Below are 24,479 nucleotides of genomic sequence, written 5' to 3'. Positions count from 1 at the left end.
GGCTCGGCGGGCACGAGCGAGACGCCGGTACAATCAACCTTTTCCAGCGGCGCCGTCCTCCATGAAAGTCACCTTGATCCCCGTCACGCCGTTCCAGCAGAACAGCTCGCTGCTCGTTTGCGAGGCGACCGGACGCGCGGCCGTCGTCGATCCGGGCGGCGACCTCGATGTCATTCAGGGCGAGATTGCGCGTCAGAACGTGATGGTCCAGAAAGTTTTCCTGACCCATGGCCACATCGATCATTGCGCCGGCGCGAAGACGCTCGCGGCGCACTATGGCGTGCCGATCGAAGGCCCGCATCCCGACGAGCGCTTCTGGCTCGACAAGCTGCCGGATCAGAGCGCGCGGTTCGGCTTCCCCGCCGCCGACGCATTCGAACCGGATCGCTGGCTGGACAACGGCGACACCGTGCAGTTCGGCGACGAGACACTCGAGGTCTATCACTGTCCAGGCCACACGCCCGGCCACGTGGTGTTCTTCAGCCGCGCCCACCGGCTCGCCCTGGTAGGCGACGTGCTGTTCGCCGGCTCGATCGGCCGCACGGATTTTCCGCGCGGCAATCATGCGGACCTGGTGCGCTCGATCCGCGAAAAACTCTGGCCGCTCGGCGACGACGTCACCTTCGTGCCGGGTCACGGTCCCACTTCCACATTCGGCGCGGAACGGCGCACCAATCCGTACGTTGCCGATGGGGTGCAGGCATGAGCAGCGAAATCTACGTCAGCACCGATGTCGAAGCAGACGGCCCGATCCCCGGCCCGCATTCGATGCTCAGCTTCGCGTCCGCCGCGTACACGGAAGACAAGCAACTGATCGCCACCTTCTCGGCGAATCTCGAATTGCTCGAAGGCGCCGCGCCGCATCCTGTGCAGGAAGCGTGGTGGAAGACCCAGCCCGACGCTTGGGCGGCCTGCCGCAAGGATTTGCAGCCACCCCAAGCCGCTCTGACGGCTTACGTCGACTGGGTGGAGGCGTTGCCGGGAAAGCCTGTGTTCGTGGCGATGCCGGCCGGCTTCGATTTCACGTACATGTTCTGGTACATGATGCGGTTCGCAGGCCGCTGCCCGTTTTCGTGGTCGGCGCTCGACATCAAGACGCTCGCGTTCGCGATGACCGGCCTACCCTATCGCAAGAACATCAAGCCGCGTTTCCCGAAGCACTGGTTCGACGATCATCCGCACACGCACGTCGCGCTGGACGACGCGATCGAACAGGGCGCGCTTTTTTGCAACATGCTGAAAGACCTGCGTGCAAGTCAGGCCGCCTTGCTCGGGGCGGCTAAAGATGGGGACGGCTCAGGACAAAACGCCGCTGAGGAACCGGCAAATTAGACGATCTCCCTCGCCGAAGCCGTTTTACATTGCGTTTCGTTTTCGCGCCCTCTACCATGCGTTGATACGGCGACGCAAACGGAGGCGCAGTTGACACTCGATACGTTCTCACAAAAAATCCTGCGCTTGCTGCAGTTGGACGCCCGCCGTTCCGTGCAAGAGATTTCCGATCAGGTCGGCCTGTCGAGCACGCCTTGCTGGCGGCGCATCAAGGACATGGAACAATCGGGTGTCATCCAGCGCTACACGGCGTTGCTCGACCGGGAAAAGCTCGGACTGCATGTGTGCGCGCTTGCGCATATCCACCTGACGCGGCATACCGAAGGCGGCGTCGAACAGTTCGAGCGGGAAATCGCCACCTGTCCTGAAGTCACCGAGTGCTACAGCACGACCGGCGAATCCGATTACATCCTCAAGATCGTCGCGCCCGACATCAAAGCGTACGACAGCTTTCTGCACGAACGCATCTTCAAGATTCCGGCCGTTGCACAAGTGCGCACGAGCGTCGTGCTGCGCGAAATCAAGTTCGATACGCAATTGCCGCTGTGATCGCCTGACTGGGGGACGCTGCCGTTCGCGTATGCGGCGGCTGTTTTATCAACGCCCTCGGTCCAGTCATCAAACGGTGCCGTGCGATTCCGCGGCTTTGGCATGATTGGCTGCCGCGCCGCCGTTTTTTGCCGGGAGTACTTCCAACTCCTGCAACAGCTCCAGCGTGCGGGCGCCCAAACGACGCTTGAGTTCTGCCAGATCGATCTGGCCGAGCGTCGGCGCGCCGCTTTTACCGTCCGAAGTGCGCGACGGCCCCGCCGGCAGCACCACCTCCACGTCGAGTCCCGTGCTCAGGTAGTGGATATTGACTGCCGCGGCCTGCATACCGCCCGCTGCCAACGCCGCGTTGACCTCCGTGACCACCCGCTCCCGCGTCGGCAGATCGACGGGCGGATGCGTCACCGCATCGTTCTCCGGGTCGACGTGGATCAGCGCGTCGAGTACCCGGTTGTCGCTCAGCACGCGCAGGCGCGCCGATTCGGCAATGTAATGCCCCTCGGAGACGGAGATCAGCGGATCGACCAGGATGTGCGCATCGACGAGCGCGAAGTCGCCCATCTTGCGGGTGCGCATTTCGTGCACTTCGCGCACGCCGGGCGTCGCGAGCAGGAGCGCGCGGACGTCGGCAGAAGCGGCTTCGTCGAGCGCCCGGTCGGACAGATCCTGGAGCGCGTCCCAGCCGAACTGCCAGCCCATGCGCGCCACCATGAAGCCGACGATCGCCGCCGCAATCGGATCGAGCAAACGCACACCGGCAAGGCTACCAACAATGCCGATCGCCACCACCAGCGACGACGCCGCGTCCGAGCGCGCATGCCATGCATTTGCGATCAACATGGCCGAGCGCACGCGCTGCGCTTCACGCAGCATGTAGCGAAACAGGCTCTCTTTGGAAATCAGCACCAGCACCGCCACCGCAAGCGCGCTCGCGTGCACGGCGGGAATGCTTTGCAAATCGGCCAGACGGGTGCCGGCGCGCCACAACATGCCGACGCCCACCGCTATCAATGACGCGCCCAAAAATAATGAAGCCACCGTTTCATAACGGCTATGTCCGTAATTGTGGTCGGCATCGGGCTTCGCGCCGCTATGCCGATTGGCAAACAGCACGACAAAATCGGAAATGAGATCGGCAAGGGAATGGACACCATCGGCAACGAGGGCCTGAGAATGCGCAAACATCCCGACGACGATTTGCAGTGTCATCAACACCGCATTGAGCGCAATACTCACGAACGTGCTTTTGCGCGCAACGTTATGTTTCTCGGTGGATTGGGCGGTGGCGGCGGAAGGCATCGTGGAAGGGAGTGAAAAATGAGGTGAAAAAACGTACGTCCCCATATTCTACCCGCGGCACTTCGAAATGAATGGCGAAAATCGAAAAATTTCCTTTTAAATCATATGCTTATCTAAACGAAAAGCATTCGCGTTCAACGTCCGAAGTGCATGCGACAAAAACCCGCACGAATACGCCGCGCAAAACAAAAAACCGCGCCCTGAACGGTACGCGGCTTTCTTTGGCCAGATCAGCGCGCGCTAAGCGCAACTGACTGAATCTATTCGTATTACCAGCAGGCCAAGGCGGTACTTTGCCCGACAGGGGTATTACTTCTGGATCAGGAATTTCTCACGGTCCAGACCTGCAATCCAGCGCGGCGGCTTGCCGCGGCCCGACCACGTGCTGCCGGTGTCCGGGTCGCGATACTTCGGCGCGACGCCCGCGCGCGGACGCGCGGCTTTAGCGCCCTTCGCTGCGCGGCCACCGCCGAGTTCAGTGAGCGAGATGCCGTAGTCGGCCATTTTCTGCTTGATCTCATTCAATACTTCTGCGTATTCACGCGACTTCGCTTCTTCGATCTGCTTTTCAAGCTTCTCGCGCTGTGCGAGTAGTTCTTTGTAGGAAGACATAGGTTCCCTTGTAGTTTGGATAAATGACTGCCAGTCTTAAGCCGGCTTGCCCTTTGAAGGTGTTCATGCCTCGGAATTTGTTGGCGAGATTAACACAAAAGAGAAAACTCACAAAAGCAAGCATGAAAAATTAATCCAAATTCGTTTCAAAAAGTTTCCGTGCAACCTTGCATCCTTACGCTTTCTTTCGAACAACTGATTTCGGACGTCACTGAAACGCCAATGGTCCATCGTATCTATGTGATTATTTATCAAAAAATGAAATTTCAGACAGCGATCCGGCATCAACATTTCATACGATGAGAACTTTTGATATTGAGCATCCGGCGCGCATTTTTTCGAGAGACAGAGGCCCCTTAATTGACGCATGGGTGTTTTCCCAAAAGTGCAATCAACTAATCTGCTTGGCGTTGGATACAAACTTCAAGCGCCGTATGCAAGGCTTCGGGGTTCAGCCTGGCGTCGTCGAAGGCAAGCCGCTTGCGCGCGCCCGCGAGCTTCAGATCCGCGCCGTATCGGTCGACGCCGAGCAGTCGAAACGCCCCAGCGCCGCCGTAAGCGTGGTTGAATTCCTCGATGAGCGCATTCTCCTCATCGACGCCGAGTGGCGGCAGCGCGTCAAGTTCGGCTCCGCTCAGCCATCCCATCGCCCCGAAGCCGCCGATGTAGCGCAGCCGTTCGAGCTTCATCGTCCAGAAGGTGAAGTCCCCAAGGACGAGATAGCGCTCCGCATCCGGGTGATAGCGCAAATGGCGCTGCACGACTTCCGGGGTCGAATCGACGGGTTCGAAGGTGCCCAGCAGCGTCACGCGCTGTCCGCTCAGCACGTCGCCGTCGGGGGCGTCGACGACCAGAAACCCGGCGCGCGGGTCGGCGTGCAGGTTATGGGTATGCTCGGCGAGCCGGCTCACCAGAATCGTCGGACGGTGCCGCGCGTCTGGAGCGAACGGCAGCATCGACGGATACGGAAAACCTTCCGGCTGGCGCGCGTGCGTGGCGAGCGTGCCAACAGCGGCCGTGTGCAACAGATGCAGCGGAGCATGAGCGGGAATGTTCAAGAGCGCATACCTCGGTGGAGGGGTGAATGGATGGCGAATCGCCGGGACGGACCCACGCAACGAGGACGACGAACCGCTCGCACCGCCTGTCACGTTGACGCCGAATAATCGCCAATATCGGGCGCCCGCCTTCCAAGCATAAGACAGCCCGCTTCGATAGAATCAGAAATCCGCTTTCAACGCGCTTTCCCCACGCGTGTTTTTCGCCACGCGGCCGCCTTCCACGAGACTTCAGTGCCCGACCACCAATCCGCCGAATTCGACGCGCTCCCCGCCGCTCACCGCGACCTGTCCGACACCGCTCGGCAGCGGGCTCGCTACGCCACGATGGCGGTGTTCTTCATCGCCGGCATGATGTACGCGTCGTGGGGGGTGCATGTGCCCACCGTGCGCGACCGCTTCCATCTGAACGCGGCGCTGCTCTCGTTCGCGCTGCTGGCCGTCGCCGGGGGCTCGATCGGCGCGATGGCGGCGAATGCTTCGTGGATCGCGCGGGTCGGCACACGCCGCGCCTGCCTCGCCGGCGGCCTTGTAATGGCGGTATGCGCCGCGCTGATTCTGGTCGTACCGGCTTACTGGATGCTGCTGGTCGTGCTGGCCATCTTCGGCGCGGGCATGGCGACCCTCGACGTCGCGATGAACGCCGAAGCCAGTGCCGTGGAGAAAGCGCTCGGCAAGCCGATCATGTCGGCGCTGCATGGCATGTTCAGTGTCGGCGGGATGTTCGGCGCGGCCGCAGGCGGCGCGTTGCTCTCGCGCGGCATGGCGCCGGCGCTGCATCTGGCGCTGGCCGCCGCGGTCAGCGCGCTGGTCCTCGTGAGCGCCTGCCCGTCCGTGTTGCCGCACGTGCCGCACGCCGAGCACCCGGACTCCGCCACGCCGCGCGCGAGCCGCTGGCGCTCGCCGGCGCTGTGGGCGCTCGGCGCAATTGCGCTGGTCGCGCTCATCGCGGAAGGCGCGATGTACGACTGGGCCACCGTCTATATGCGCGACGTCGTGCTGGCTACGCCCGCGCTCGCGAGCGCGGCGTACGCGGCTTTCTCGGGCGGCATGGCGGCGGCACGATTTGCCGGCGACGCGGTGCGCGCCCGCTTCGGCGCGCCGCAACTGGTGATGCTGAGCGCGACGCTCGCCTGCGCCGGCATGGTCGACGCGCTGCTGCTGCCGAATTCGATCGCGGCGCTCATCGGCTTCGCGCTGATCGGCCTTGGCCTCGCGAATATGATGCCGGTGCTGTTCGCGGCCGCGGCGAACGTGAAGGGCGTGCACGCGGCCGAAGGGCTCGCGCACGTCGCGGGGCTTGCGTACTTCGGGTTGCTGCTCGGGCCCGTGATCATCGGCGCGGTGACGCAACTGACCAATCTGACAATCGGCTTGTCGGTCGTCGCCGTGTGTTCCGCAGCGATCGCGGTTGCAGGTCCGAAGGTGCTGCAGCGCCTGAAAATCTGACGCCGAAGCGCGGCGGCGATTCGGGCGCCTGTGAAGCCGTACTGAGACCACAAGCTCACGTTACGTTACGCGCGGCCCGTGTGCCGAGGTGCTCCCCGACACATCGGCCGCCCAAAAAGCTGCACTGCACGTTCAGCCTGTCTCGTCGTGAGTCGTATATGACAGGATGGCGTCGAGCAGCAGATTTTCGGCAATCCAGCGGCGCCAGTCGTCGATCGAGCGGGTCACGGTAGTCACGGCATGTCCTCATACGGTGTGCGCGACCGTGAGTCTCTAATGCCAACGCCCAAAAGAAAAGGCACGCAAAGCCTGACGGCATGCGTGCCTTTTAACCAGTTGACCGAAGACAGCCAATAAGCCGTCTTCGATCGCGCGGATTTACATCTTCACCACATCGAGCAGCGTCTTCTTGCCCGACTTGTAGTTGTAGAGCGAGATCACGCCGTGTTGAAGGTCACCCTTCGAGTCGAACGTGGTTTCACCGATCACACCCTTGTAGTCGGTGGCCGGCATCGCTGCGAGGATCTTCGCCGGATCGGTCGAGTTGGCACGCTTCATCGCGTCGACGATGATGTACACCGCGTCATACGTGAACGGAGCGTAGATCTGGATCGGCTGACCGAAACGCTTCTGATACTTGGCGAGGAACGCCGGGCCGCCAGCCATCTTTTCAAGCGCCATACCGGCTTCCGAGCAGACGATGTTGTCGGTTGCGTCGCCAGCCAGATCCGACAGCTTGTCGGTACAGACGCCGTCACCTGCCAGCACCTTCGCGCGCAGGCCGAGCTGCTTGGCTTGCTTCGCGAACGGGCCGCCGGTGGCGTCCATGCCGCCGTACATGATCGCATCCGGGTTTTCGCCCTTGATCTTCGTCAGAATCGCGCGGAAGTCGACGGCCTTGTCGTTCGTCGCGTCATGCGACATCACGTTCAGGCCGAGCGACTTGGCGGTCTTTTCGAATTCGTTCGCGAGACCCTGGCCGTAAGCGGTCGAGTCGTCGACGATCGCGACGCTCTTCACTTTCAGACCCTTCGCTGCGTAGTTGGCCAGTGCCGGACCTTGCTGCGCATCGGTCGCAACGACGCGGTACGTCGTCTTGAAGCCTTGTTGCGTATAGGCCGGATTGGTGGCCGACGGCGAAATCTGCACGATGCCCGCATCGCTATAGATCTTCGACGCAGGAATCGACGTGCCCGAGTTCAAGTGACCGACGACGGCGACGACCTTATCGTCGACCAGCTTCTGTGCGACTTGAGTTGCCGTGCGCGGGTCGGCCGCATCGTCTTGCGCATCGAGTTGCAGCGTGATTTTCTGGCCACCGATCGTCAGGCCCTTGGCGTTGATTTCCTCAATTGCCAGGCGCGCGCCGTTTTCGTTGTCTTTACCCAGGTGAGCGATACCGCCGGTCAACGGCGCAACGTGACCGATCTTGACGACCGTGTCCGCTGCAGCCGATGTTGCCAACGTCGCGAACAGCATCGCCGCAGCGCTGATCGGCAACAGCTTTTGAATCTTGATGTTCATGTAAGTCTCCAGTTTCGGTCCCAAAAACAACGTAATCGCCTGTGCCCCCGCTTCCCCAACACGTGTCGCTCAGTCCCGTGGACGATCACGCCGGTTGCATCGTTCATGCACTTGGCCAGCACGTTTGCCGGACTGTTTGTGGCAGGTGGCAAACCGTACTTGCGCGCAAGTGTAGGTGATCAAATTAATTTGTGGGACTTTTTTGAGAAAGTGGGATGAACACTAATAGCGTTTATCCCACAAGGGCCCGTGCGGGCTGGCTTGACTAGCTGAAGAGCACCGACCCATGCGGGTTTCCGCCAGGTGAGGCTTTATTCTAAAAGGGGCGGTTTGACACTTTGCGCGGCTAAAAACGTTAGTGATTCGAACCGCTTTTGTGCTTCAAAATTAAGCGCTTCGCAATCGATTGCGAAGCGCACCGGAAGTGCCGCCAAATCATTATCTGAATGCGGCGATCCGTGCCGTCGCGGCACGCCATTCCTGTTCGAGTTGTGCCATCAATTCGGCGGCGCCGAGGTCTTCACGGCGCGCCCGGCCCAAGGGTGCACCCTGGCCCGACCAGAGCGAAAGATAATCGGCGTTCTGCGCGCGGCCCGCGCTTTGACGCAGTTCCTGCGTCAAAGCGTTTTGCACCGGATACGGCGCGATCCTGTCCATCGTTTCGCTCAAACGTTGCATTAACGGATTGCGGATGCCCCGCGCATGGCGTCCGGTGATCGCGCGCGTGACCGACGTCGACGTGTCGGACATCGCGCGTACGCGGGTTTTCCATGCCTGCGGTACGGCGCTTTCGTGACAGGTGAGGAACGCGGTGCCCATCACCGCAGCTTGCGCGCCGAGCGCGAGGGCGGCAACGATGCCGCGTCCATCCATGATGCCGCCTGCGGCCAGCACCGGCAGTCCGGTCGCGTCGACGAGTTGCGGCACGAGCGCCATGGTGCCGATCAGCGCGTCCTCGAATGCGCCGATGAAGGTGCCGCGATGCGCGCCGGCCTCCGCGCCTTGCGCGGCGATCGCGTCCGCGCCGGCGTCGCGCCATGCCACGCCTTCGGCAACGTGCGTCGCAGTGCCTATTACATAGAGGCCATTCGCATGCAGCCGTGTGACGTCGTCGGCGGAGAGCAGACCGAATGTGAAACTCGCCACCGGCACGCGCAATTCGATCAGCACGTCCAGTTGCGCGCGGAAGTCCGGCGCGTAGCGTTCGAGCGGCTGGCCCGACGGCAAGCCGAGATCGGCGCGCAACGGATCGATCGCTGCGAGCGCGCGCCGCACGGTGGCAGCGTCGGGCGCGGCGGGCTCGAGCACGAACAGATTCACGCCGAACGGACGATTGGTCAGCGCGCGAATCGCCGCGACTTCGCCCGCGATCTTCTCGGGCGACAACGCCGCGCCCGCGAGAAAGCCGAGGCCGCCCGCGTTCGACACGGCCGCCGCCATCGCCGGCGTGGTTGCGCCAGCCATCGGCGCCTGCACCACCGGCACCCGCATTTCAAAACGCTGCGCAAACGACGTCACAAAACTGCCTTCACTCATGATCTATTCCTTTTCCGGCAATACACTCGCGACAGGGGCGAGCCGACAAGCCGACTCTACAGACGCGAACCACGACGGAAAAATGAATTATCAAGAATGTTTCATTCGCCTTACGAGAACAGCGCCGCGCGGCGCGGCTCGCCAACCCGCGCCCAGCCGTGCTGCAAGGCGGTTCTTTTGATGGCACACTAACTGCCGCTTGAGGCATTCGGGCCTCTGGCATTTCGTTAAGACGGGCCTCGCGCAATCTCACGCAGGCCCAATGGAGAACAGCATGAGCACGACTTCCCGATGGATCGACATCCCCGCCGGCGACGACAGTTTCGGCGGCTACCTTGCGCTGCCCAAAGGCGGCAAAGGTCCGGCCGTCATCATCATTCAGGAAATCTTCGGTGTGAACGGCCATATCCGCTCGATCGCGGATCAGTACGCGCAGGACGGCTACGTCGCGCTCGCGCCGGACGTGTTCTGGCGCGTGCAGCCGCGCGTCGAATTGACGTATGACGGCGCAGACCGCGAGAAGGGCGTCGAACTGATGCAGAAGACCAATGTCGACCAGGCCGTGACCGACATCGGCGCAGCCGCTGCGGCATTGCGCGCGATGCCGGAAGTCACCGGCAACGTTGCGGCCATCGGCTACTGCTTCGGCGGCCGGCTCGCGTATCTGGCCGCGGCGCAAGGCTCGGTCGACGGCGCAGTCGCCTACTACGGCGGCGGCATCCAGAACCAGCTCGACCAGGTGCCGAACATCAGGGTGCCGATGCAGTTCCACTACGGAGAACTCGACACGCATATTCCGCTGTCGGATGTCGGTCAGATTCAGGAACGCTTCGCCGGCCGCAGCGACGTCGAGTTCTACATTTATCCGAACGCCGATCACGGCTTCAACTGTTCGGAGCGCGCGTCGTATAACCAGCGCGCGTCGGCGTTGGCTCATGGCCGCACGCTGACGTTCCTCGGTGAGCGTCTGTACTGATCTCGGCACCGCGCGATTCTGAATCGCGCATTTTGGCTTCGCGCACGTGATGCGCGCTGTCGAATCCGCGTGACAAACGCTCGCGAGTCACTGGAACTCGGTTACTCTCCCAAAGACGGCGTGTCGGCGACACGCCGTCTTTTTCCATGTGTGACGATCAACCCGGGCATCGGGAAGCCCAGCAAAACGGATTCATTCCATACACAGGCACCCGGCAGAATTCATACTCGATCGCGAGGACCCATCCGCCGTGCAATCAGACTATCTCGCCCATGACGCCATCGGCCTCGCCGAACTGGTGCGCACTCGCCAGGCCAGCGCGCGCGAATTGATCGACATCGCGATTTCGCGCACCGAAGCCGTCAATCCCGCGATCAATGCGATTGTCCTGAAAGACTACGATGCAGCCCGTCATCGCGCATCACGCGACGACGCGAACAGAACCAACGGCGCGCAGGCTCCAGAGAGCACGAGCGCGCAGATCGCACTGGCCGGCGTGCCCTTTCTGATCAAGGACCTCGGCGCGCCGGTCGCCGGACTGCGCATGGCAATGGGCAGCCGCCATTACCGCCACTTCATTCCGGAGCAGGATGCACCGGTGGTCGCGCTCGCGAAAGCAGCCGGCCTCAACATCTTCGCCAAGACCAGCACCTCCGAACTCGGCCAGATGCCTTATACGGAGCCCGAACTATTCGGCGCGTGCCGCAATCCGTGGAATCTCGACCATACGCCGGGCGGTTCGAGCGGCGGCGCGGCAGCGGCGGTTGCCGCCGGCATCGTGCCGCTCGCGCATGCGTCGGACGGTGGCGGCTCGATCCGCATTCCGGCTTCGTGCTGCGGACTGTTCGGCCTGAAGCCTTCGCGCGGACGCGTGCCGCGCGCAGCCCCTCCCGGCGCCGGCGAACTCGGCATCGATCTCGGGATTTCGCGCAGCGTGCGCGACAGTGCGTTGCTCCTCGATCTGCTGGCGGGCAACGCGGACCGGCCGCTCGGCGCGCCCGGCACCTTTCTGGGCGCAAGCCGCGAGCCGTGCAGGCCGCTGAACATCGCCTACGTCACCGACCCAATGCTGGCGCCGACGCTGTCCGCCGATTCGCGCGCCGCACTCGAAGACGCCGCGCAACTTGCCCACTCGCTCGGCCATAACATCGAGCCGGCTTCGCTCGGCATCGATTTCGCGGCGGTCCGCCATGCATTTCTCACGCTGTGGTCCGTGACGGCGGAAGACCTGGTGCTGAACGCCGAGCGCATCAGCGGCCACAAGCCGCTGCGCACGGAGTTCGAAATCTCGACGTGGGCGATGGCGCATGTCGGCCGCAAGCTCGGTGAGCGCGGTTTGCCCGGCGCGCTCGAAGAACAGCGCCGCATTACCGAGCGCCTCACCGATCTACTGCACCGCTATGACGCGATCCTGTGCGCGACGCTCGCCGCGCCGCCGATCAAGATCGGTGAAATGCAGCCGACTCCCGCCGAACGGATACAGATGCGTGCGGTCACCGCGATGCCGCTCGAAGTGCTGCTGAAACGGCTGCTGCAGGAAGCGTCGGACAAGGCCTTCGCGTGGGCGGGATGCACGGAGTTGTTCAACCTGAGCGGCCAGCCGGCGATGTCGGTGCCGCTTTTCTGGAACGCGCGCGGCTTGCCGGTGGGCGTGCAATTCGCTGCGCGCACTGGCGGCGAAGCGACTCTGTTGCGGCTCGCGGCACAGCTCGAAGCAGCCCGGCCGTGGTTCGACAAGCGGCCGCCGTTGATGAAGGCGCGCAGTTAGAGAAAGCGGCGCGCCAAGTCGGCGCGGGTTTCGAAGAGCCGCGCTTCAGGCCGTCTTGCGCTGCGCATCCAGATCCCCGTGCCGCTTGCCCGGAATGCAGGCCACCGCGACGATCGACAGCGCCAACCCGCCCATCACGTGTTGCTGGCCGGAAAGAACAATTGCGCGATCACCACCGTGAGGAATCCGAACACGGTGAAGTCGTGCCATTCGAGCGCATTGCCGATGACCGCTGCGACGACGGCGCGTGTATTGAGGCTTCTCGACGCGGGTGCCATGCAAATCTCCAGCTTGCGAAAAATGCTCGACATAGGTCGTGGCGAACGCCGTCGCGCGTGAGGACGCGTCGAGACGCGAGAGCAAAAACCGCGCTTGCGGCGGTGTGATCGCCTGGGTGTGTAAAGAGCGCACAAGCTGTTTTCAAGCAGCAAAAAGGCGTCTGCCGCAATGACGGAAGACGCCTCGACACGCGGGCTTCGACCAAGCGCCGCGATATTGCGGCGCATCTTGTGCGACACCGGCCAAGTACCACGTTCAAACGTGCCTAGGCCTTCTTGTTATATGCGCTGCACCAACCCTTGCTAGAGACCTGCTTGCCCGCGAACATCTGGCAGCCAGCGTAGGCATCGGTGGCCTTGCCCTGAAAGAAACTGCAGTTGCCACAGTCCTGGCCCGCGGCATATTTGGCGAACTTCGCCTTATCGACTTTGCTCGCGTCCTCTTTATAGCCGAGCGCTTGTGCGGTCGGGTCGGTTTCGGCGACCTTCGGTGCATCCGCGAAAGCCTGCCGCGACAAAGCGAAGGAGGAAGCTACACCGAGGCTGGTGATCAAAAACGTACGACGGGAAGATTTCATGGGGACTTACTCCGTTTATGAACCGATCGCCGTTCTAGTGACAGCGGTCCCCAAGCATAGCAATGAAGCCGTCGCGCGTGATGGCCCAAATGATAGAGATAACCGAATTGCTACTACGCCTCGCTCGATGACCGTGCGAGGCGGTGCCGCATGAAATTAAGATAGCTTGCGCAAGCCCGCGCCCGCACTCCGACATCGCGTGAGCGCGACCCGGTCAGGCGCGCCCGCTCAACTCGCATACCCGCTGCGCAATCGCGAGCGACGCCGTCAAACCCGGCGACTCGATGCCGAACAGATTGACGAGTCCACGCACGCCGTGCGCGGCTGGCCCCTGAATGACGAAGTCGGCAGCAGGTTCGCCCGGCCCCGAGAGCTTCGGACGAATACCCGCGTACGCGGGTTGCAAGGCGCCGTCGGGAAGCGCGGGCCAGTACGCGCGAATCGCCGCGTAGAACGATTCGGCGCGACGTGGATCGACGTCGTAATTGATCGCATCGACCCACTCGACGTCGGGACCGAAGCGCGCCTGGCCGCCGAGGTCGATGGTCAGATGCACGCCGAGGCCGGCCTCGTTCGGCATCGGATAAATGAGCCGGGTGAACGGCGCGCGTCCCGAGATACTGAAGTAGTTGCCGCGCGCCAGATAGAGCGGCGGTACGTGACGCGCGTCCAGTCCGCGGATCTTACGCGCCAGCGCATTCGCATACAGACCGGCGCTGTTGATCACGCAGCCGGCGCTGATCGTGGTCGGCGCGTCGCCGCCCACGGTGATGACGAAGCGCCCATTGTTCGCCTCGATCGCGGTCACCGGCGCATGAAACGCGCACACCGCGCCGTCGCGTTCGGCATCGCCCTGCAGCGCCAGCATCAACTGATGACTATCGACGATACCCGTCTGCGGAGAGAACACCGCCTCGACATATTCGAGCGCCGGCTCGAGGGCTTGCGCCTGATCGCCGCTGATCCGCAACAGATCGAGCACACCGTTGTCGCGCCCCTTCGCCATGATGCTTTCGAGCTGAGGAATCTGGTTGCGCGAGGTGGCAACGAGCAGCTTGCCGCAGCGCGAATGCGGGACGTTGCGCTCGGCGCAATAGTCGTAGAGCATCTCGCGGCCGCGCACGCAGAGCGCCGCTTTCAGCGAACCGCGCGGATAGTAGATGCCCGCGTGAATCACTTCGCTGTTGCGCGAACTGGTGCCCACCCCGATCGCCTCGGCCGCTTCCAGCACGATCACCTCGCACCCGCGCGCTGCCAGCGCGCGTGCCACTGCAAGACCGATCACGCCCGCGCCGATCACTACACATTCGATTTGGTCCATGTCCCTTGACGCGGCCGGCTTCGCCGCGCACTGCCTCGTTCATCCGATAGAGAGGAAGACAGGATGCAAAGATCGCGCGCCACTCACCGCTCGCTGTCGAACGCACCTGCCCTTTCGCAACCGCTACGCAAAATTGTACGACGCCGTACAGACAGAAATGCCCGCGAGTCGGAGCGACTGCGGGCATTCGGTATTGAGCGCGTCTCAAACGTACCGGCCGGACTGATTCAGTGTACGCCGTCGAAGCGCATGGTGCTCGCTTCTTGTATCTGACGAAGGCGGTGAACTCGACCGACGCGCCGGACAGAGGCAGGCCACAACACCGCTCAGTTCTGCGTGTTCACCGGGCGATGCGACGCAGCGACCAGGCCGCTCGTCACTTGCGCGCGCGGCGCGGCGTAGCTGTCGAGTGCGGCTTGCTGCGCATAGGCCGGCGCGTTCGGATTCAGATTCAAGTAACCGCTCGCGCGTGCTTCGGCCAACTCGGCCTTTACCTCGGCACGGCTTTTGGGACCGTTGCCGGGCGTGGCGCTCACGCTGTCGGCCGAAACCGGCGCGTACGGATTCTGGTTCAGTTCGCCGGTTGCGCGAGCGCGCGCTACTTCAGCTTTTACTTGCGTACGGGTCACGCCGCTCGGTTGCGTGTCCGTGGCGACCTCCGGCCGATACGACGTCGCCGGACCATAGCCGCTCGCGAAAGCCGGTGCGGCGATGGCAGCAGAGAAAAGCAAAGCGAAAGAAGCGGTTCTCATGATGGTTTCCAATAGTCGTTGATGGTGGGTTCTGTGCGTTGCGCGATGGCGTCTGGATTCGTTGCGCAGCCGTCATCTCGTTGGCCCTCAGTGTATTCCCTGACTATTGAAAAACTAGACCGATTGAAATCAACTTAGAATCCCAAAAATGGCAACAATTGCGTCGGCATTCCCTCCATTTCCAGCAGGGAGTCCCCTGTTGAATCGAAAAAAGCCGCCCGGAGGCGGCTTCAGCCGGAAAAAGGGCAAAAAATGCTCAGAAACCGATGGGTTTTCGCCGGTTTCCGTAGTCCAGACGAATATCGCCCGCTTCGATCCGATCGCGCCCGTCGATTCGCGCCGCGCCGAAGCCATTCAGAATCGCGCGGCGCATTTCACGCGGCGAAGCGAGCTTCAGCGCCTCGAGCGCGCCTTCGCCCAGTGCTTCGGGAAAACGCAGTCCCCAGTTGTGCGCCGAGCGGATCTCGTCGTAGATCGCTTGCGCGATGCGCCGCGCGCCGTCGTGATCCGGCGGCGGAATCTCGTACACGTTCATCCGGTTCAGGATCGGCTCGGGAATCGAGCGCTCGTCGTTGGCCGTCGCGATCCAGATCACGTTGCCCGCGTTGATCGGAATCTCCGCGAATTCGTCGATGAAGCTCTGCGCGGTGTCGTGTTCGAGCAGCGCGTACAACGCGCCGAGCGGATCGTATTGCGAATCGCCGGTGGCCTTGTCGATTTCGTCGACGGCGATCACCGGGTTCGCGTAGCTGCCGTTCACGAGTGCATCGAACACCTTGCCCGGCTTCGCGTTCTTCCATTGCGACGACGCGCCCGACAGAATCCAGCCCGCCGTCAACGAACTCATCGCCACGTATTGATAAGCGGTGCCGAGCAGGCGCGCCAACTGTTTCGCAAAGTGCGTCTTGCCGATGCCGGGGTCGCCGAGCAGCAGGATCGGCATCAGTTCGAGCCGGTCTTCGGTTTCGAGACACAGCGCGACCTGCTTGCGAATGTCGTCGAGCGGCGAAGAAAAATTGGGCAGCGCGGCGATCAGATCGTCGATCGACGGCATCCGGTTCGGCTTGACGCAGAAGCGCAGATTGCCGGTCTTCAGCATCTTTTCGTACGTTGCGCGCAGCGCCTCGTTCGCGCCGTCGCCGAGATCGTTCAACGCGGTCTCGACCTGATCGAGGTCGTACACCCGGCTGAAAGACGCCACGGCGATTTCCTGTTTGACCATTGCTGTTGTCATCGCTCACCCCGTCTGGCTGGTCCTGCTGCGGCGGTGCCTCGCGGGCACCGTTTCAAGTCCAGTGTAACGACGACATATTCGCGTGCAAGCCAGCAGTCCTGCTGCTCTGCTGCTAACGATGCGCTTGCTTCGGCCACGGCCCGACAGAGGCGCCCTTGCAATTGCCAACGGTGCCCGCAATGTATTGTTGCTGAACCCGGCTCCCGCTGGCGTGTCAGAAAACCGTTGCAGCTATCAGAGGTAAGATGGCTCCCTGACCAGACAGGCCGAGGTTGAGCCGGAGATTCCTTCTATGTGGAAAACCAGTATCGTCGCCGTGCTGCTTGGGACTTCGTTGCTTGCGAATGCACAACAACCGCCCGCGCAGCAGGTCGTGCAATGGCAGTTGCAGGTGCTGAGCGACGGTCAGCAGATCGACGCGTTCGAGGGCACCACCACGGTCGGCCAGGCGCGCACGGATACGCATCACAGGATGGTGCAGCATAACGTCGGCTGCAAAGACCAGCCCGCCGGCAACCTCGATCTGTCGCGCACGCTGACCATCTCGCCGTTACGGGCGGACGCGAACCAGATCATGCTGTCGATCGACGCGCAGGAAACGCTCGAAGATCCCACCGCCCGGCAAACCGACATCGGCTGCAAGCTCCCGCCGCAGCCGCGCCAGGTGAACGCGAGCCATCCGGGTCTGATGGTGACGCCCGGTCAGTGGGCGAGCTGGACCATCGTCAACGCCAATCCGAACCTCGTGTACCGCGTGCGTGCGAGTCTCGCGGACAGCGCCAGCAATGGAAAGTGATGCAAACAACGAACGCGCAACCAACCCGGCCTTCAATCAGAACACGTGGATAACGCGGCATGCGAAACCCAGAAGAATTGATCCGCGAGAACCTCGCGCCGAACGATTTCGTCGCGGTGAGCTGGAACCTGCACAAGGGCCGCACGCCGCTCGGCTTTCAGGCCTGGCAGGCGATGCAGCGCTGGGTCCAGTCGACTCACGCGGACGCCTATTTTTTGCAGGAAGCGATGGCGCGGCGCATGCCGTCGCCAGTGCTCGCGAGCAGTTTCGGCGCGCCGCTCGGCGATCCTCTGAACGATGTCTGGCATTGCCAGGCCACTGAAATCGCGCGCTCGCTGGAACTCGAAGTGGCGCTCGGGCCGAACGTGTTCAAGCCGTCGTGGCGGCACGGCAACGCAATCCTGTCACCGCATCCGCTCGATCTCGGCGGACGCTGGGACATCTCCGCGCATCGCTTCGAAAAGCGGGGTTTGCTGGTGGCGCGGGCGACCTTCGGCGGACATTCGGTCACGCTGCTGTGCGCGCACCTCGCGCTCACACGCCCGGCGCGCTTGCGGCAGATGAACTGGATCGCGCACTGGATCGCGAAGGAAGCGCCCGATGGTCCGCTGGTGCTGGCCGGCGACTTCAACGACTGGCGCAACGACTCCGTGCCCCTGTTTCGCGAACACGGACTGCACGAAGTGGCGACGCTGCTCGGCGAAGCGGGCCGCACCTTCCCGGCCTTCTCGCCGGCGCTCGCACTCGACAAGATGTTCGTGCGCGGCATGCAACCGATCGAATGGATCCAGCCGACGCAGGAAACCGCGTGGCTGTCGGATCACTTGCCGTATATGGCTCGCTTGCGGGTTGAATGAGCGCGGGTGGACTCATGTGAAAAAGGGCGGCCTGGGCCGCCCGTTTGTTTTGCTCAACGCTCATTCCTGCCAGCGCGCGCGCAGCGCAATACGACGCTACCCGCGTTGCGGCGTCCACTTCAGCGTCGCGGCAATCTCCTCACCCGGCTGCAACACACACCCGCCCACCTGATCACGCATACCGACCGCATTGAAGCAGTCGGTGGTGTTGGTTACCGGCTCCACACACAGTTGGGGATCGTTGGCCGGTGCGAACACCACCATATGATCGAACGGCGCGTCGGCGGTCATCGTCAGGCGGCGGTGTTCGTCGGGCCATGCGATGGTCGCCTCGCGCGTCCAGTTGGCGAAGTTGTTGTCGAGGTCGAACGCATCGGGCGACATGCCTTCACGCAGCGCGTCGACCGCGGGGTGCGGGCCGAGATGCGTCGGCAGCACGTCGGCGTCGGCATGCCACATGGCCTGCACATCGGCGTACACGCGGGTCTGCGCGGTACGCGGATAGTAGGGGTGATGGCCCATGCCGAACGGCATAGGCCGCTCGGCCAGATTTTGCGCGGACAGTGTGATGCGCAGTTCGCCCCCGCTCAACTCGATGCGTTGCTGCGCCCGATAGCGAAACGGCCAGTCGCCGGCCACCTGCGCGTCGGGGTCATGTTCGAAGTGCAGCTCAACCGAACTGTCTGTGCGCGCGCCTACTTGCCACGGACGCCGCCACGCGTTGCCATGCAGCGCATGCGCGAAGCGCTCGTCGTTGCCGGACAAGTCGATGGTGCCGCCGCCGAATTCGAAACGCGCGTCGCGAATCCGATTGCAGTAGGGGAACAGCGGGAAACTCGCCATCCGAAGCGGATCGCGTTGTTCGAACGCCGCGGACGCAGCAGGCCGCAGCCAGTGCAGCGGGCCCTCGGGCGTGGCCTCGTAGAAGGCCGCAAGCGCGCCGCCGACGGCCGGCGCGATCACTGCCCGCAGCGCGCCTGCCGTCAACGTGACAAGCGAAGCCGCAAGCGCGGGATCGTCGAGCCACGCAAGCTCCGTGGAAAGCGGCCGGATCGGATTCAAGGAAACGTCGTCGCGCATGGTCAGAAAAGGCAGGGCCTCGGGCGGATGACGGCAAAAACGCGCATCAGTGTCTCCTATGGCGCGCCGCGCACAGCGCGCGACCGGCGGACGGTCGAGGTCCGCGCGACCGAGAATCGCACGACAAAGCGCCGTGGTCAATATTATTAGTAATAAATTTATCGTAAGGATGTGTTCCGGGTGTTCATCAAGCGCTCCCAAATGGCGGGTTAGCGCGCGTTGCCGTGCGCATATTATTAGTGGTACCGTCAGCACCACGATACCCACGGCATGCCTTAGCTTTTGCGCCGCCAACCGCGCGGCCCGCCCCATGAAAAAATCGACTCAACGCCGTCCGACCATGACCGACATCGCCAAGCTCACCGGCGTGTCGCAATCGACTGTTTCGCTCGTGCTGAACAACGCGACCGGCGCGAAATTCTCCGAAGCCACCCGCAATAAGGTGCTCAAGGCCGCGCACGATCTCGGCTACCGGCTGTCGCTGCGCGAGCCGGTCGCGGCCTCGACCGACGAGCGCAACCTGATCGTCTATCTGGCCGACGAAATCTCCACCAGCCCGCACCCGGTCGTCAACGCAGACGGCGCGCGCGACGCGGCCTATGCGAGCGGCAAGATGCTGGCGATCTATTCGACACACGGCAACGCCGATATCGAAAAGCAGGTGCTCGACACGATCCTCGCGAACCCGCATGTGTTCGGCGTGATCTACGCGACCGTCTACACGCGCAAGGTGACGCCGCCGGCAGCGCTCTCGCAGGTGCCGACCGTGCTGCTGAACTGCTACACGAGCGAGGGCGGCTTTTCGTCGGTGGTACCGGCGGAAGTCGCGGGCGGCCATCTGGCCACCGACTACCTGCTGCAAGCGGGCCATCGGCGGATCGGCTACATCAACGGCGAGCCGTGGCAGGACGCGTCAAAAGACCGCCTGAAGGGCTACCGCACCGCCCTCGCCACCGCCGACCTGCCGTTCGCGCCGGAACTCGTGCGCGACGGTGACTGGAGCTCGGGCCTCGGCTTCGAACTGACGCTCTCGCTGATGCGCGAAGCCAATCCGCCGACCGCGATTTTCTGCGCGAACGACCTCACCGCGATCGGTGCCATCGAAGCATTGAAGCAACTCGGTCTGCGCGTGCCGGAAGACGTCTCGGTGCTCGGCTACGACGACCAGGAAATTGCCCGCCACACGCACCCGCCGCTCTCGACCGTGGTGCTGCCGAACTACGAACTGGGACGCTGGGCCGTCGAAACGCTGCTGCAGGAAGAGCACAACCGCGCCGCCGGCGCGCCGGTGCGGCACCGGATGGTCAAGCTCGACGGGCCGCTCGTCGAACGTTCCTCGGTGAGGGTAATTACCGAGGCAAAAAAGCCAATAACTAATATTATTAGTGATTGACCGATAATAATTCCCGATGGAATAATCGGCACGACCGGTCGGGGCAAAAATAGCGCTGATCGATCAGGTGCAACACAAAAAGCAAATACAACTTACCTCACCAGGTACTGGAGGAAGACATGGCGTCGCACAACACGCAGTCGCGCAAACTCGCGCGCAGGCAGCAGATTCGTCCGCTGGCAGGTTCGCTGCTGGCACTGGCAATCGGTTTCGGCGTCGCCACCGCGCACGCCGACGACGCATTGCCGAAGTTGTCCACCAAGACTCCGCTGAAGGTCGGTTTCGCGCAGACCGAAAGCAACAACCCGTGGCGTCTCGCGGAAACCAAGAGCTTCAAGGACGTCGCCGCGAAATGCGGCTGGCAGGTCGTGATGACCGACGCCAACGGCTCCAACTCCAAACAGGTCTCCGACATCCAGAGCATGATCGCGCAGCACGTCGATCTGCTGGTGTTCCCGCCGCGTGAGGAAAAGCCGCTCGCACCGATCGTGCTGCAAGCTAAAAAGGCCGGCATTCCGGTGATCCTGGTCGACCGCAATGTCGATCAGTCGGTTGCCGTTGCTGGCCGCGACTACATCACGTTCATCGGCTCTGACTTCATCGATCAGGGCCATCGCGCCGCCAACTGGCTCGTCAAGGCGACGGGCGGCAAGGCGAAGATCATCGAACTCGAAGGCACGACCGGCGCGTCCGCCGCTAACGATCGCAAGAAGGGCTTCGACGAAGTCGTCGCGAAGAATCCGGGCATGACGATCATCGCGTCGCAAAGCGGCGACTTCGCGCGCGACAAGGGTCGCCAGGTCATGGAAACGCTGTTGCAGGCGCATCCGGACGTCACCGCGGTCTACGCGCACAACGACGAAATGGCGCTTGGCGCGATCGCCGCGATCAAGGCAGCCGGCAAGCAGCCGGGCAAGGACATCCAGATCGTGACGATCGACGGCACCAAGGGCGGCCTCGACGCGATCGCCGCCGGCGAACTCGGCGCGAGCGTGCAGTCGAGCCCGTTCTTCGGCCCGCTCGCCTGCGACGTCGCGCAGCGTTACGCGAAGGGCGAAAAGATCCCGACCTGGGTCAAGGTCTCCGACCGCTTCTACGACAAGAGCAACGTGCAGCAGAGCATGCAGTACGGCTATTGATAGAGCAGCTAGCGTTGCAGCAGGAAGTCACCCGCCTTTGAGAAGTCTCCTCTCGATGCAAGATACTTGCGCGGTGGGCGGGTGACGGGAAGGGTTCGAAGCGACGCGCCCGTGATTGCACGGACCGTCGCTTCGCTTTTATGCGGCGTAACATGACTCGACGCATCGATTCGACTGCGCCTCTGCATCAAGTCCGCACGCGCACGGCGCTTCGCCGTGCAGCCTATGCAGCACCCGCATCAGGAGGACTCCCCGTGACGGAATCCGGCAAAGAGACACCCCACTCCCCCCTTACCCGCGCGCCGCTGCTCGAGATGCAGGACATTGGCATCAGCTTCGGCGGCGTGCCCGCGTTGCGCGGCGCGAATCTGAGCGTCGCCGCGGGTGAAGTGCACGCGCTGATCGGCCAGAACGGCGCCGGCAAATCGACGATGATCAAGATCCTGACCGGCGCCTATCGGCGCGATTCGGGCAGCGTGCGCTTCGAAGGCCGCGAAGTCGATTTCCGCACGCCCAAGCAGGCGCGCGAAGCGGGCATCAGCACGATCTATCAAGAGATCAACCTGGTGCCGTTCCGCTCGGTCGCGGAAAACATTTTCCTCGGCCGCGAGCCGCGCCGCTTCGGTCTGATCGACTGGCGCGCGGTGCAGCAGCGCGCCAGCGCGCTGCTCGAATCGTTCGGCCTGCAGATCGACGTGAAGAAACCGGTCGGCCGCTATTCGACCGCGATCCAGCAGATGGTGGCGCTCGCGCGCGCGGTGTCGTCCGACGCGAAGATGGTGATCATGGACGAATCCACCTCGTCGCTCGACGAACGCGAAGTGGAACTGCTCTTCACCGTGGTGCGCAAACTGCGCGACGACGGCCGCGCGGTGATCTTCGTGTCGCACCGGCTCGACGAGCTTTATGCGCTGTGCGACCGCGTCACCGTGATGCGCGATGGCCAGACGGTCGCGCAAAGCACGATGGCCGAGATGGACAAGCTGCAACTCGTCACGACGATGCTCGGCCGCACACTCGCCGCCGTCGTGCAGGAAGACACCGCCTCGCGCGAAGCGAACCTCGCGCGGCGCGGCAAGCAGGCGATCGCCGCGTCGCAGTTGAGCGCGCATCCGAAGGTGAGCGACGTGTCGCTCGACGTGCATGCGGGCGAAGCGGTGGGTCTCGCGGGCCTGCTCGGCTCGGGCCGCACCGAGACCATGCGGCTGATGTTCGGCGCCGATCCGCTGGAGCGCGGCTCGCTGTCGATCGGCGGCGCGGCGGTTACATTGAAGTCGCCGCAGGACGCGATCGCGCGCGGCCTCGCGTACCTCACCGAAGACCGCAAGGGCGAAGGCATCGTCCCCGAACTGTCGGTGCGCGACAACCTCACGCTGGTCTGCCTGCGCACGCTCGCGAAGAATGGCGTGGTCGACGTGAAGAAACAGCAGGCGATCGTGGACCGCTTCATCGCGTCGCTCGGCGTCAAGCTGCGCTCCGCCGATCAGCCGATCCGCGAGCTGTCGGGCGGCAATCAGCAGAAGGTGCTGCTCGCGCGCTGGCTCGCCGCCGAGCCGTCGCTGCTGCTGCTCGACGAACCGACGCGCGGCATCGACGTCGGCGCCAAAGCCGACGTCGCGAAGATCGTGCGCGAGTTGCGCGACGCGGGACTGGCGGTGCTGCTCTGCGCATCGGAACTGGAAGAGCTGACCGCCGTGGCCGACCGCGCGGTCGTGATCCGCGACGGCCGCACGGTCGCCGAGCTGAACGGCGCCGAGATGAGCGAGACCGCGATCATGGACGCCATCGCCTACGGCAGCGAAGGACATTCGCCACTGGTGGAAGCGGCCCACGCCGCCCATATCGAAGACGCGTTGGAGGGCGACCGTCATGGCGCTTAAGCTGCACACCGAATCGTTGCAAACGGAACCGCCGCGACATGGCGAGGCCACCTCGGCCATGAGCGCCGCGCCGCGCGCCAAACCGGCGAGCACGGTGCAGAAATGGCGGCACCTGGCGATGCAGCGCGAAGTCATCGTGCTGCTCGCGATGGTGCTGTTCAATCTGATCTTCACGCCGCACTTCTGGTCGCTGCAAACCTTCAACGTGAACATGACCCAGGTGGTGACGATCGTGATCGTCGGCATCGGCATGACGCTGGTGGTGGCGACGGGGGGCATCGATCTGTCGGTGGGCGCGTCGATGGCGATCTCCGGCGCGCTTGCGCCGATGCTGTTCCTCAACATACCGGGGCCCGGCGGCATTACGCTCGCGTTCGTGCTGCCGGTGCTCGCCGCCGCGTTGTGCGGCGTGTTCAACGGCTTGCTGGTGACGAGGCTATCCGTGCAGCCGATTGTCGCGACGCTGGTGCTGTTCATCGCCGGACGCGGCATCGCGCAGGTCGTCACCGATGGCAGTCTGCAGGCGTTCAACACGCCGGCTTTCCAGTGGATCGCGCTCGGCAAGGTCGCGGGCGTGCCGTTCCAGGTGCTGCTGATGCTGGCGCTGGTCGCGGTGTTCGTGTGGGTCGTGCGCAAGACGTTGTTCGGGCAGTACCTGCTGATCACGGGCGGCAACGAAAAAGCCGCGTACCTGTGCGGCGTGCCGACCGCCAGCGTCAAGCTGATCGCCTACACGTTGTGCGCGGCGCTCGCGGGTCTCGCCGGCCTGATCTCGATCTCGGTGAATTCGTCTTCCGATGCGAACGTGGTCGGGCTCGGGGTGGAGCTCGATGCGATCGCCGCGGTCGCCGTCGGTGGCACCGCGCTGACGGGTGGCAAGGCGTACATCGGCGGCACGCTGATCGGCGCGCTGATCATCCAGTTGCTGCGCTATACGCTGCTCGCGCACGGCATTCCCGACGCGGCGGCGCTGGTGGTGAAGGCCGGCATTATCGTCGCGGCCGTTTATGTGCAACGGCGCTCGCGCTAACGCCTGACGCAGCTTACGGACACTCCCGGACTCATGCG

The 24,479-nt window shown here is 63.3% G+C and carries 21 protein-coding genes and 2 pseudogenes; 12 read left to right on the top strand and 11 right to left on the bottom strand.

Annotation, left to right across the window (positions count from 1 at the left end):
* Window positions 1–61 precede the first annotated feature (61 nt).
* The 3 genes from B0G69_RS07550 (at window position 62) to B0G69_RS07540 (ending at window position 1,881) form a co-directional block, all read left to right on the top strand.
* Window positions 62–706, top strand: a complete 645-nt coding sequence (locus B0G69_RS07550) for an MBL fold metallo-hydrolase (RefSeq protein WP_121316322.1) — start codon at window positions 62–64, stop codon at window positions 704–706.
* Complete coding sequence (locus B0G69_RS07545) at window positions 703–1,332, top strand: exonuclease (protein ID WP_121316321.1); 630 nt, start codon at window positions 703–705, stop codon at window positions 1,330–1,332. The genes B0G69_RS07550 and B0G69_RS07545 overlap by 4 nt, the downstream gene beginning before the upstream one ends.
* Before the next feature lie 90 nt (window positions 1,333–1,422).
* Window positions 1,423–1,881, top strand: a complete 459-nt coding sequence (locus B0G69_RS07540; protein WP_012431468.1) for an Lrp/AsnC family transcriptional regulator — start codon at window positions 1,423–1,425, stop codon at window positions 1,879–1,881.
* Window positions 1,882–1,950: 69 nt separating this feature from the next.
* On the opposite strand, the gene B0G69_RS07535 is transcribed toward B0G69_RS07540, so the two are convergent.
* The 3 genes from B0G69_RS07535 to B0G69_RS07525 all read right to left on the bottom strand — a co-directional run bounded on the left by B0G69_RS07535 (window position 1,951) and on the right by B0G69_RS07525 (window position 4,850).
* On the bottom strand, window positions 1,951–3,180 hold the full coding sequence (locus tag B0G69_RS07535) for a cation diffusion facilitator family transporter (protein ID WP_121316320.1): 1,230 nt from the start codon (window positions 3,178–3,180) through the stop codon (window positions 1,951–1,953).
* Window positions 3,181–3,489: 309 nt separating this feature from the next.
* Window positions 3,490–3,792, bottom strand: a complete 303-nt coding sequence (locus tag B0G69_RS07530; protein ID WP_121316319.1) for an H-NS histone family protein — start codon at window positions 3,790–3,792, stop codon at window positions 3,490–3,492.
* A gap of 395 nt (window positions 3,793–4,187) precedes the next feature.
* Entirely contained in the window at window positions 4,188–4,850 is a 663-nt protein-coding gene (locus tag B0G69_RS07525; protein ID WP_121316318.1) for a pyridoxamine 5'-phosphate oxidase family protein, read from the bottom strand.
* Window positions 4,851–5,084: 234 nt separating this feature from the next.
* Here B0G69_RS07525 and B0G69_RS07520 point away from each other — a divergent pair, with 234 nt between their 5' ends.
* Entirely contained in the window at window positions 5,085–6,299 is a 1,215-nt protein-coding gene (locus tag B0G69_RS07520; RefSeq protein WP_121316317.1) for an MFS transporter, read from the top strand.
* A 378-nt stretch (window positions 6,300–6,677) separates the two neighbouring features.
* Here the strand turns inward: B0G69_RS07520 and B0G69_RS07515 are convergent, their stop codons facing one another.
* Complete coding sequence (locus tag B0G69_RS07515) at window positions 6,678–7,823, bottom strand: branched-chain amino acid ABC transporter substrate-binding protein (protein ID WP_121316316.1); 1,146 nt, start codon at window positions 7,821–7,823, stop codon at window positions 6,678–6,680.
* 438 nt (window positions 7,824–8,261) lie between these two features.
* Entirely contained in the window at window positions 8,262–9,359 is a 1,098-nt protein-coding gene (locus B0G69_RS07510; RefSeq protein WP_121316315.1) for a nitronate monooxygenase, read from the bottom strand.
* Between the two features lie 274 nt (window positions 9,360–9,633).
* Between B0G69_RS07510 and B0G69_RS07505 the strand changes: the two genes are divergently transcribed.
* Together B0G69_RS07505 and B0G69_RS07500 are read left to right on the top strand one after the other, a co-directional pair.
* Entirely contained in the window at window positions 9,634–10,335 is a 702-nt protein-coding gene (locus B0G69_RS07505; RefSeq protein WP_121316314.1) for a dienelactone hydrolase family protein, read from the top strand.
* Between the two features lie 250 nt (window positions 10,336–10,585).
* On the top strand, window positions 10,586–12,103 hold the full coding sequence (locus tag B0G69_RS07500) for an amidase (RefSeq protein ID WP_121316313.1): 1,518 nt from the start codon (window positions 10,586–10,588) through the stop codon (window positions 12,101–12,103).
* Window positions 12,104–12,243: 140 nt separating this feature from the next.
* On the opposite strand, the pseudogene B0G69_RS07495 reads toward B0G69_RS07500, so the two are convergent.
* The 5 genes and pseudogenes from B0G69_RS07495 to B0G69_RS07475 form a co-directional block, all read right to left on the bottom strand.
* Window positions 12,244–12,381, bottom strand: a pseudogene (locus tag B0G69_RS07495) (MFS transporter); the annotation flags it as partial.
* 266 nt (window positions 12,382–12,647) lie between these two features.
* Window positions 12,648–12,959, bottom strand: coding sequence for a high-potential iron-sulfur protein (locus B0G69_RS07490; protein WP_121316312.1), 312 nt, complete (start codon window positions 12,957–12,959; stop codon window positions 12,648–12,650).
* Between the two features lie 214 nt (window positions 12,960–13,173).
* Window positions 13,174–14,286, bottom strand: a pseudogene (locus tag B0G69_RS07485) (NAD(P)/FAD-dependent oxidoreductase); the annotation flags it as partial.
* Window positions 14,287–14,606: 320 nt separating this feature from the next.
* Window positions 14,607–15,032, bottom strand: a complete 426-nt coding sequence (locus B0G69_RS07480) for a DUF4148 domain-containing protein (RefSeq protein ID WP_121316310.1) — start codon at window positions 15,030–15,032, stop codon at window positions 14,607–14,609.
* A 256-nt stretch (window positions 15,033–15,288) separates the two neighbouring features.
* Window positions 15,289–16,266, bottom strand: coding sequence for an AAA family ATPase (locus B0G69_RS07475; RefSeq protein WP_121316309.1), 978 nt, complete (start codon window positions 16,264–16,266; stop codon window positions 15,289–15,291).
* A gap of 292 nt (window positions 16,267–16,558) precedes the next feature.
* On the opposite strand from B0G69_RS07475, the gene B0G69_RS07470 reads away from it, so the two are divergent.
* Together B0G69_RS07470 and B0G69_RS07465 are read left to right on the top strand one after the other, a co-directional pair.
* The gene (locus tag B0G69_RS07470) at window positions 16,559–17,062 is read left to right on the top strand and encodes a hypothetical protein (protein WP_121316308.1); all 504 of its coding nucleotides are present in this window, start codon (window positions 16,559–16,561) and stop codon (window positions 17,060–17,062) included.
* Window positions 17,063–17,121: 59 nt separating this feature from the next.
* Complete coding sequence (locus B0G69_RS07465; protein WP_121316307.1) at window positions 17,122–17,919, top strand: endonuclease/exonuclease/phosphatase family protein; 798 nt, start codon at window positions 17,122–17,124, stop codon at window positions 17,917–17,919.
* Between the two features lie 96 nt (window positions 17,920–18,015).
* Here the strand turns inward: B0G69_RS07465 and B0G69_RS07460 are convergent, their stop codons facing one another.
* Window positions 18,016–18,999 (bottom strand): aldose 1-epimerase, encoded by a 984-nt coding sequence (locus B0G69_RS07460; protein WP_121319186.1) that lies wholly within the window; start codon window positions 18,997–18,999, stop codon window positions 18,016–18,018.
* A 340-nt stretch (window positions 19,000–19,339) separates the two neighbouring features.
* Here B0G69_RS07460 and B0G69_RS07455 point away from each other — a divergent pair, with 340 nt between their 5' ends.
* From B0G69_RS07455 to B0G69_RS07440, 4 genes are all read left to right on the top strand, one after another.
* Window positions 19,340–20,392 (top strand): LacI family DNA-binding transcriptional regulator, encoded by a 1,053-nt coding sequence (locus tag B0G69_RS07455; protein ID WP_121316306.1) that lies wholly within the window; start codon window positions 19,340–19,342, stop codon window positions 20,390–20,392.
* Window positions 20,393–20,511: 119 nt separating this feature from the next.
* Window positions 20,512–21,531 carry an ABC transporter substrate-binding protein gene (locus tag B0G69_RS07450; protein ID WP_121316305.1) on the top strand — a complete coding sequence of 340 codons (1,020 nt, stop codon included), beginning with the start codon at window positions 20,512–20,514 and terminating at the stop codon, window positions 21,529–21,531.
* Between the two features lie 314 nt (window positions 21,532–21,845).
* A complete protein-coding gene (locus tag B0G69_RS07445; RefSeq protein ID WP_241991353.1) occupies window positions 21,846–23,411 on the top strand; it encodes a sugar ABC transporter ATP-binding protein in 1,566 nt (521 codons plus the stop codon).
* On the top strand, window positions 23,401–24,441 hold the full coding sequence (locus tag B0G69_RS07440) for an ABC transporter permease (protein ID WP_199731153.1): 1,041 nt from the start codon (window positions 23,401–23,403) through the stop codon (window positions 24,439–24,441). Before B0G69_RS07445 ends, B0G69_RS07440 begins: the two co-directional genes overlap by 11 nt.
* Window positions 24,442–24,479: the final 38 nt, after the last annotated feature.

It is taken from the genome of Paraburkholderia sp. RAU2J (assembly GCF_003634845.1).
GTDB lineage: Bacteria > Pseudomonadota > Gammaproteobacteria > Burkholderiales > Burkholderiaceae > Paraburkholderia > Paraburkholderia fynbosensis.
The sequence above is the reverse complement of the archived record's forward strand: the minus strand, read 5'-3'. Positions and strand labels throughout refer to the sequence as shown.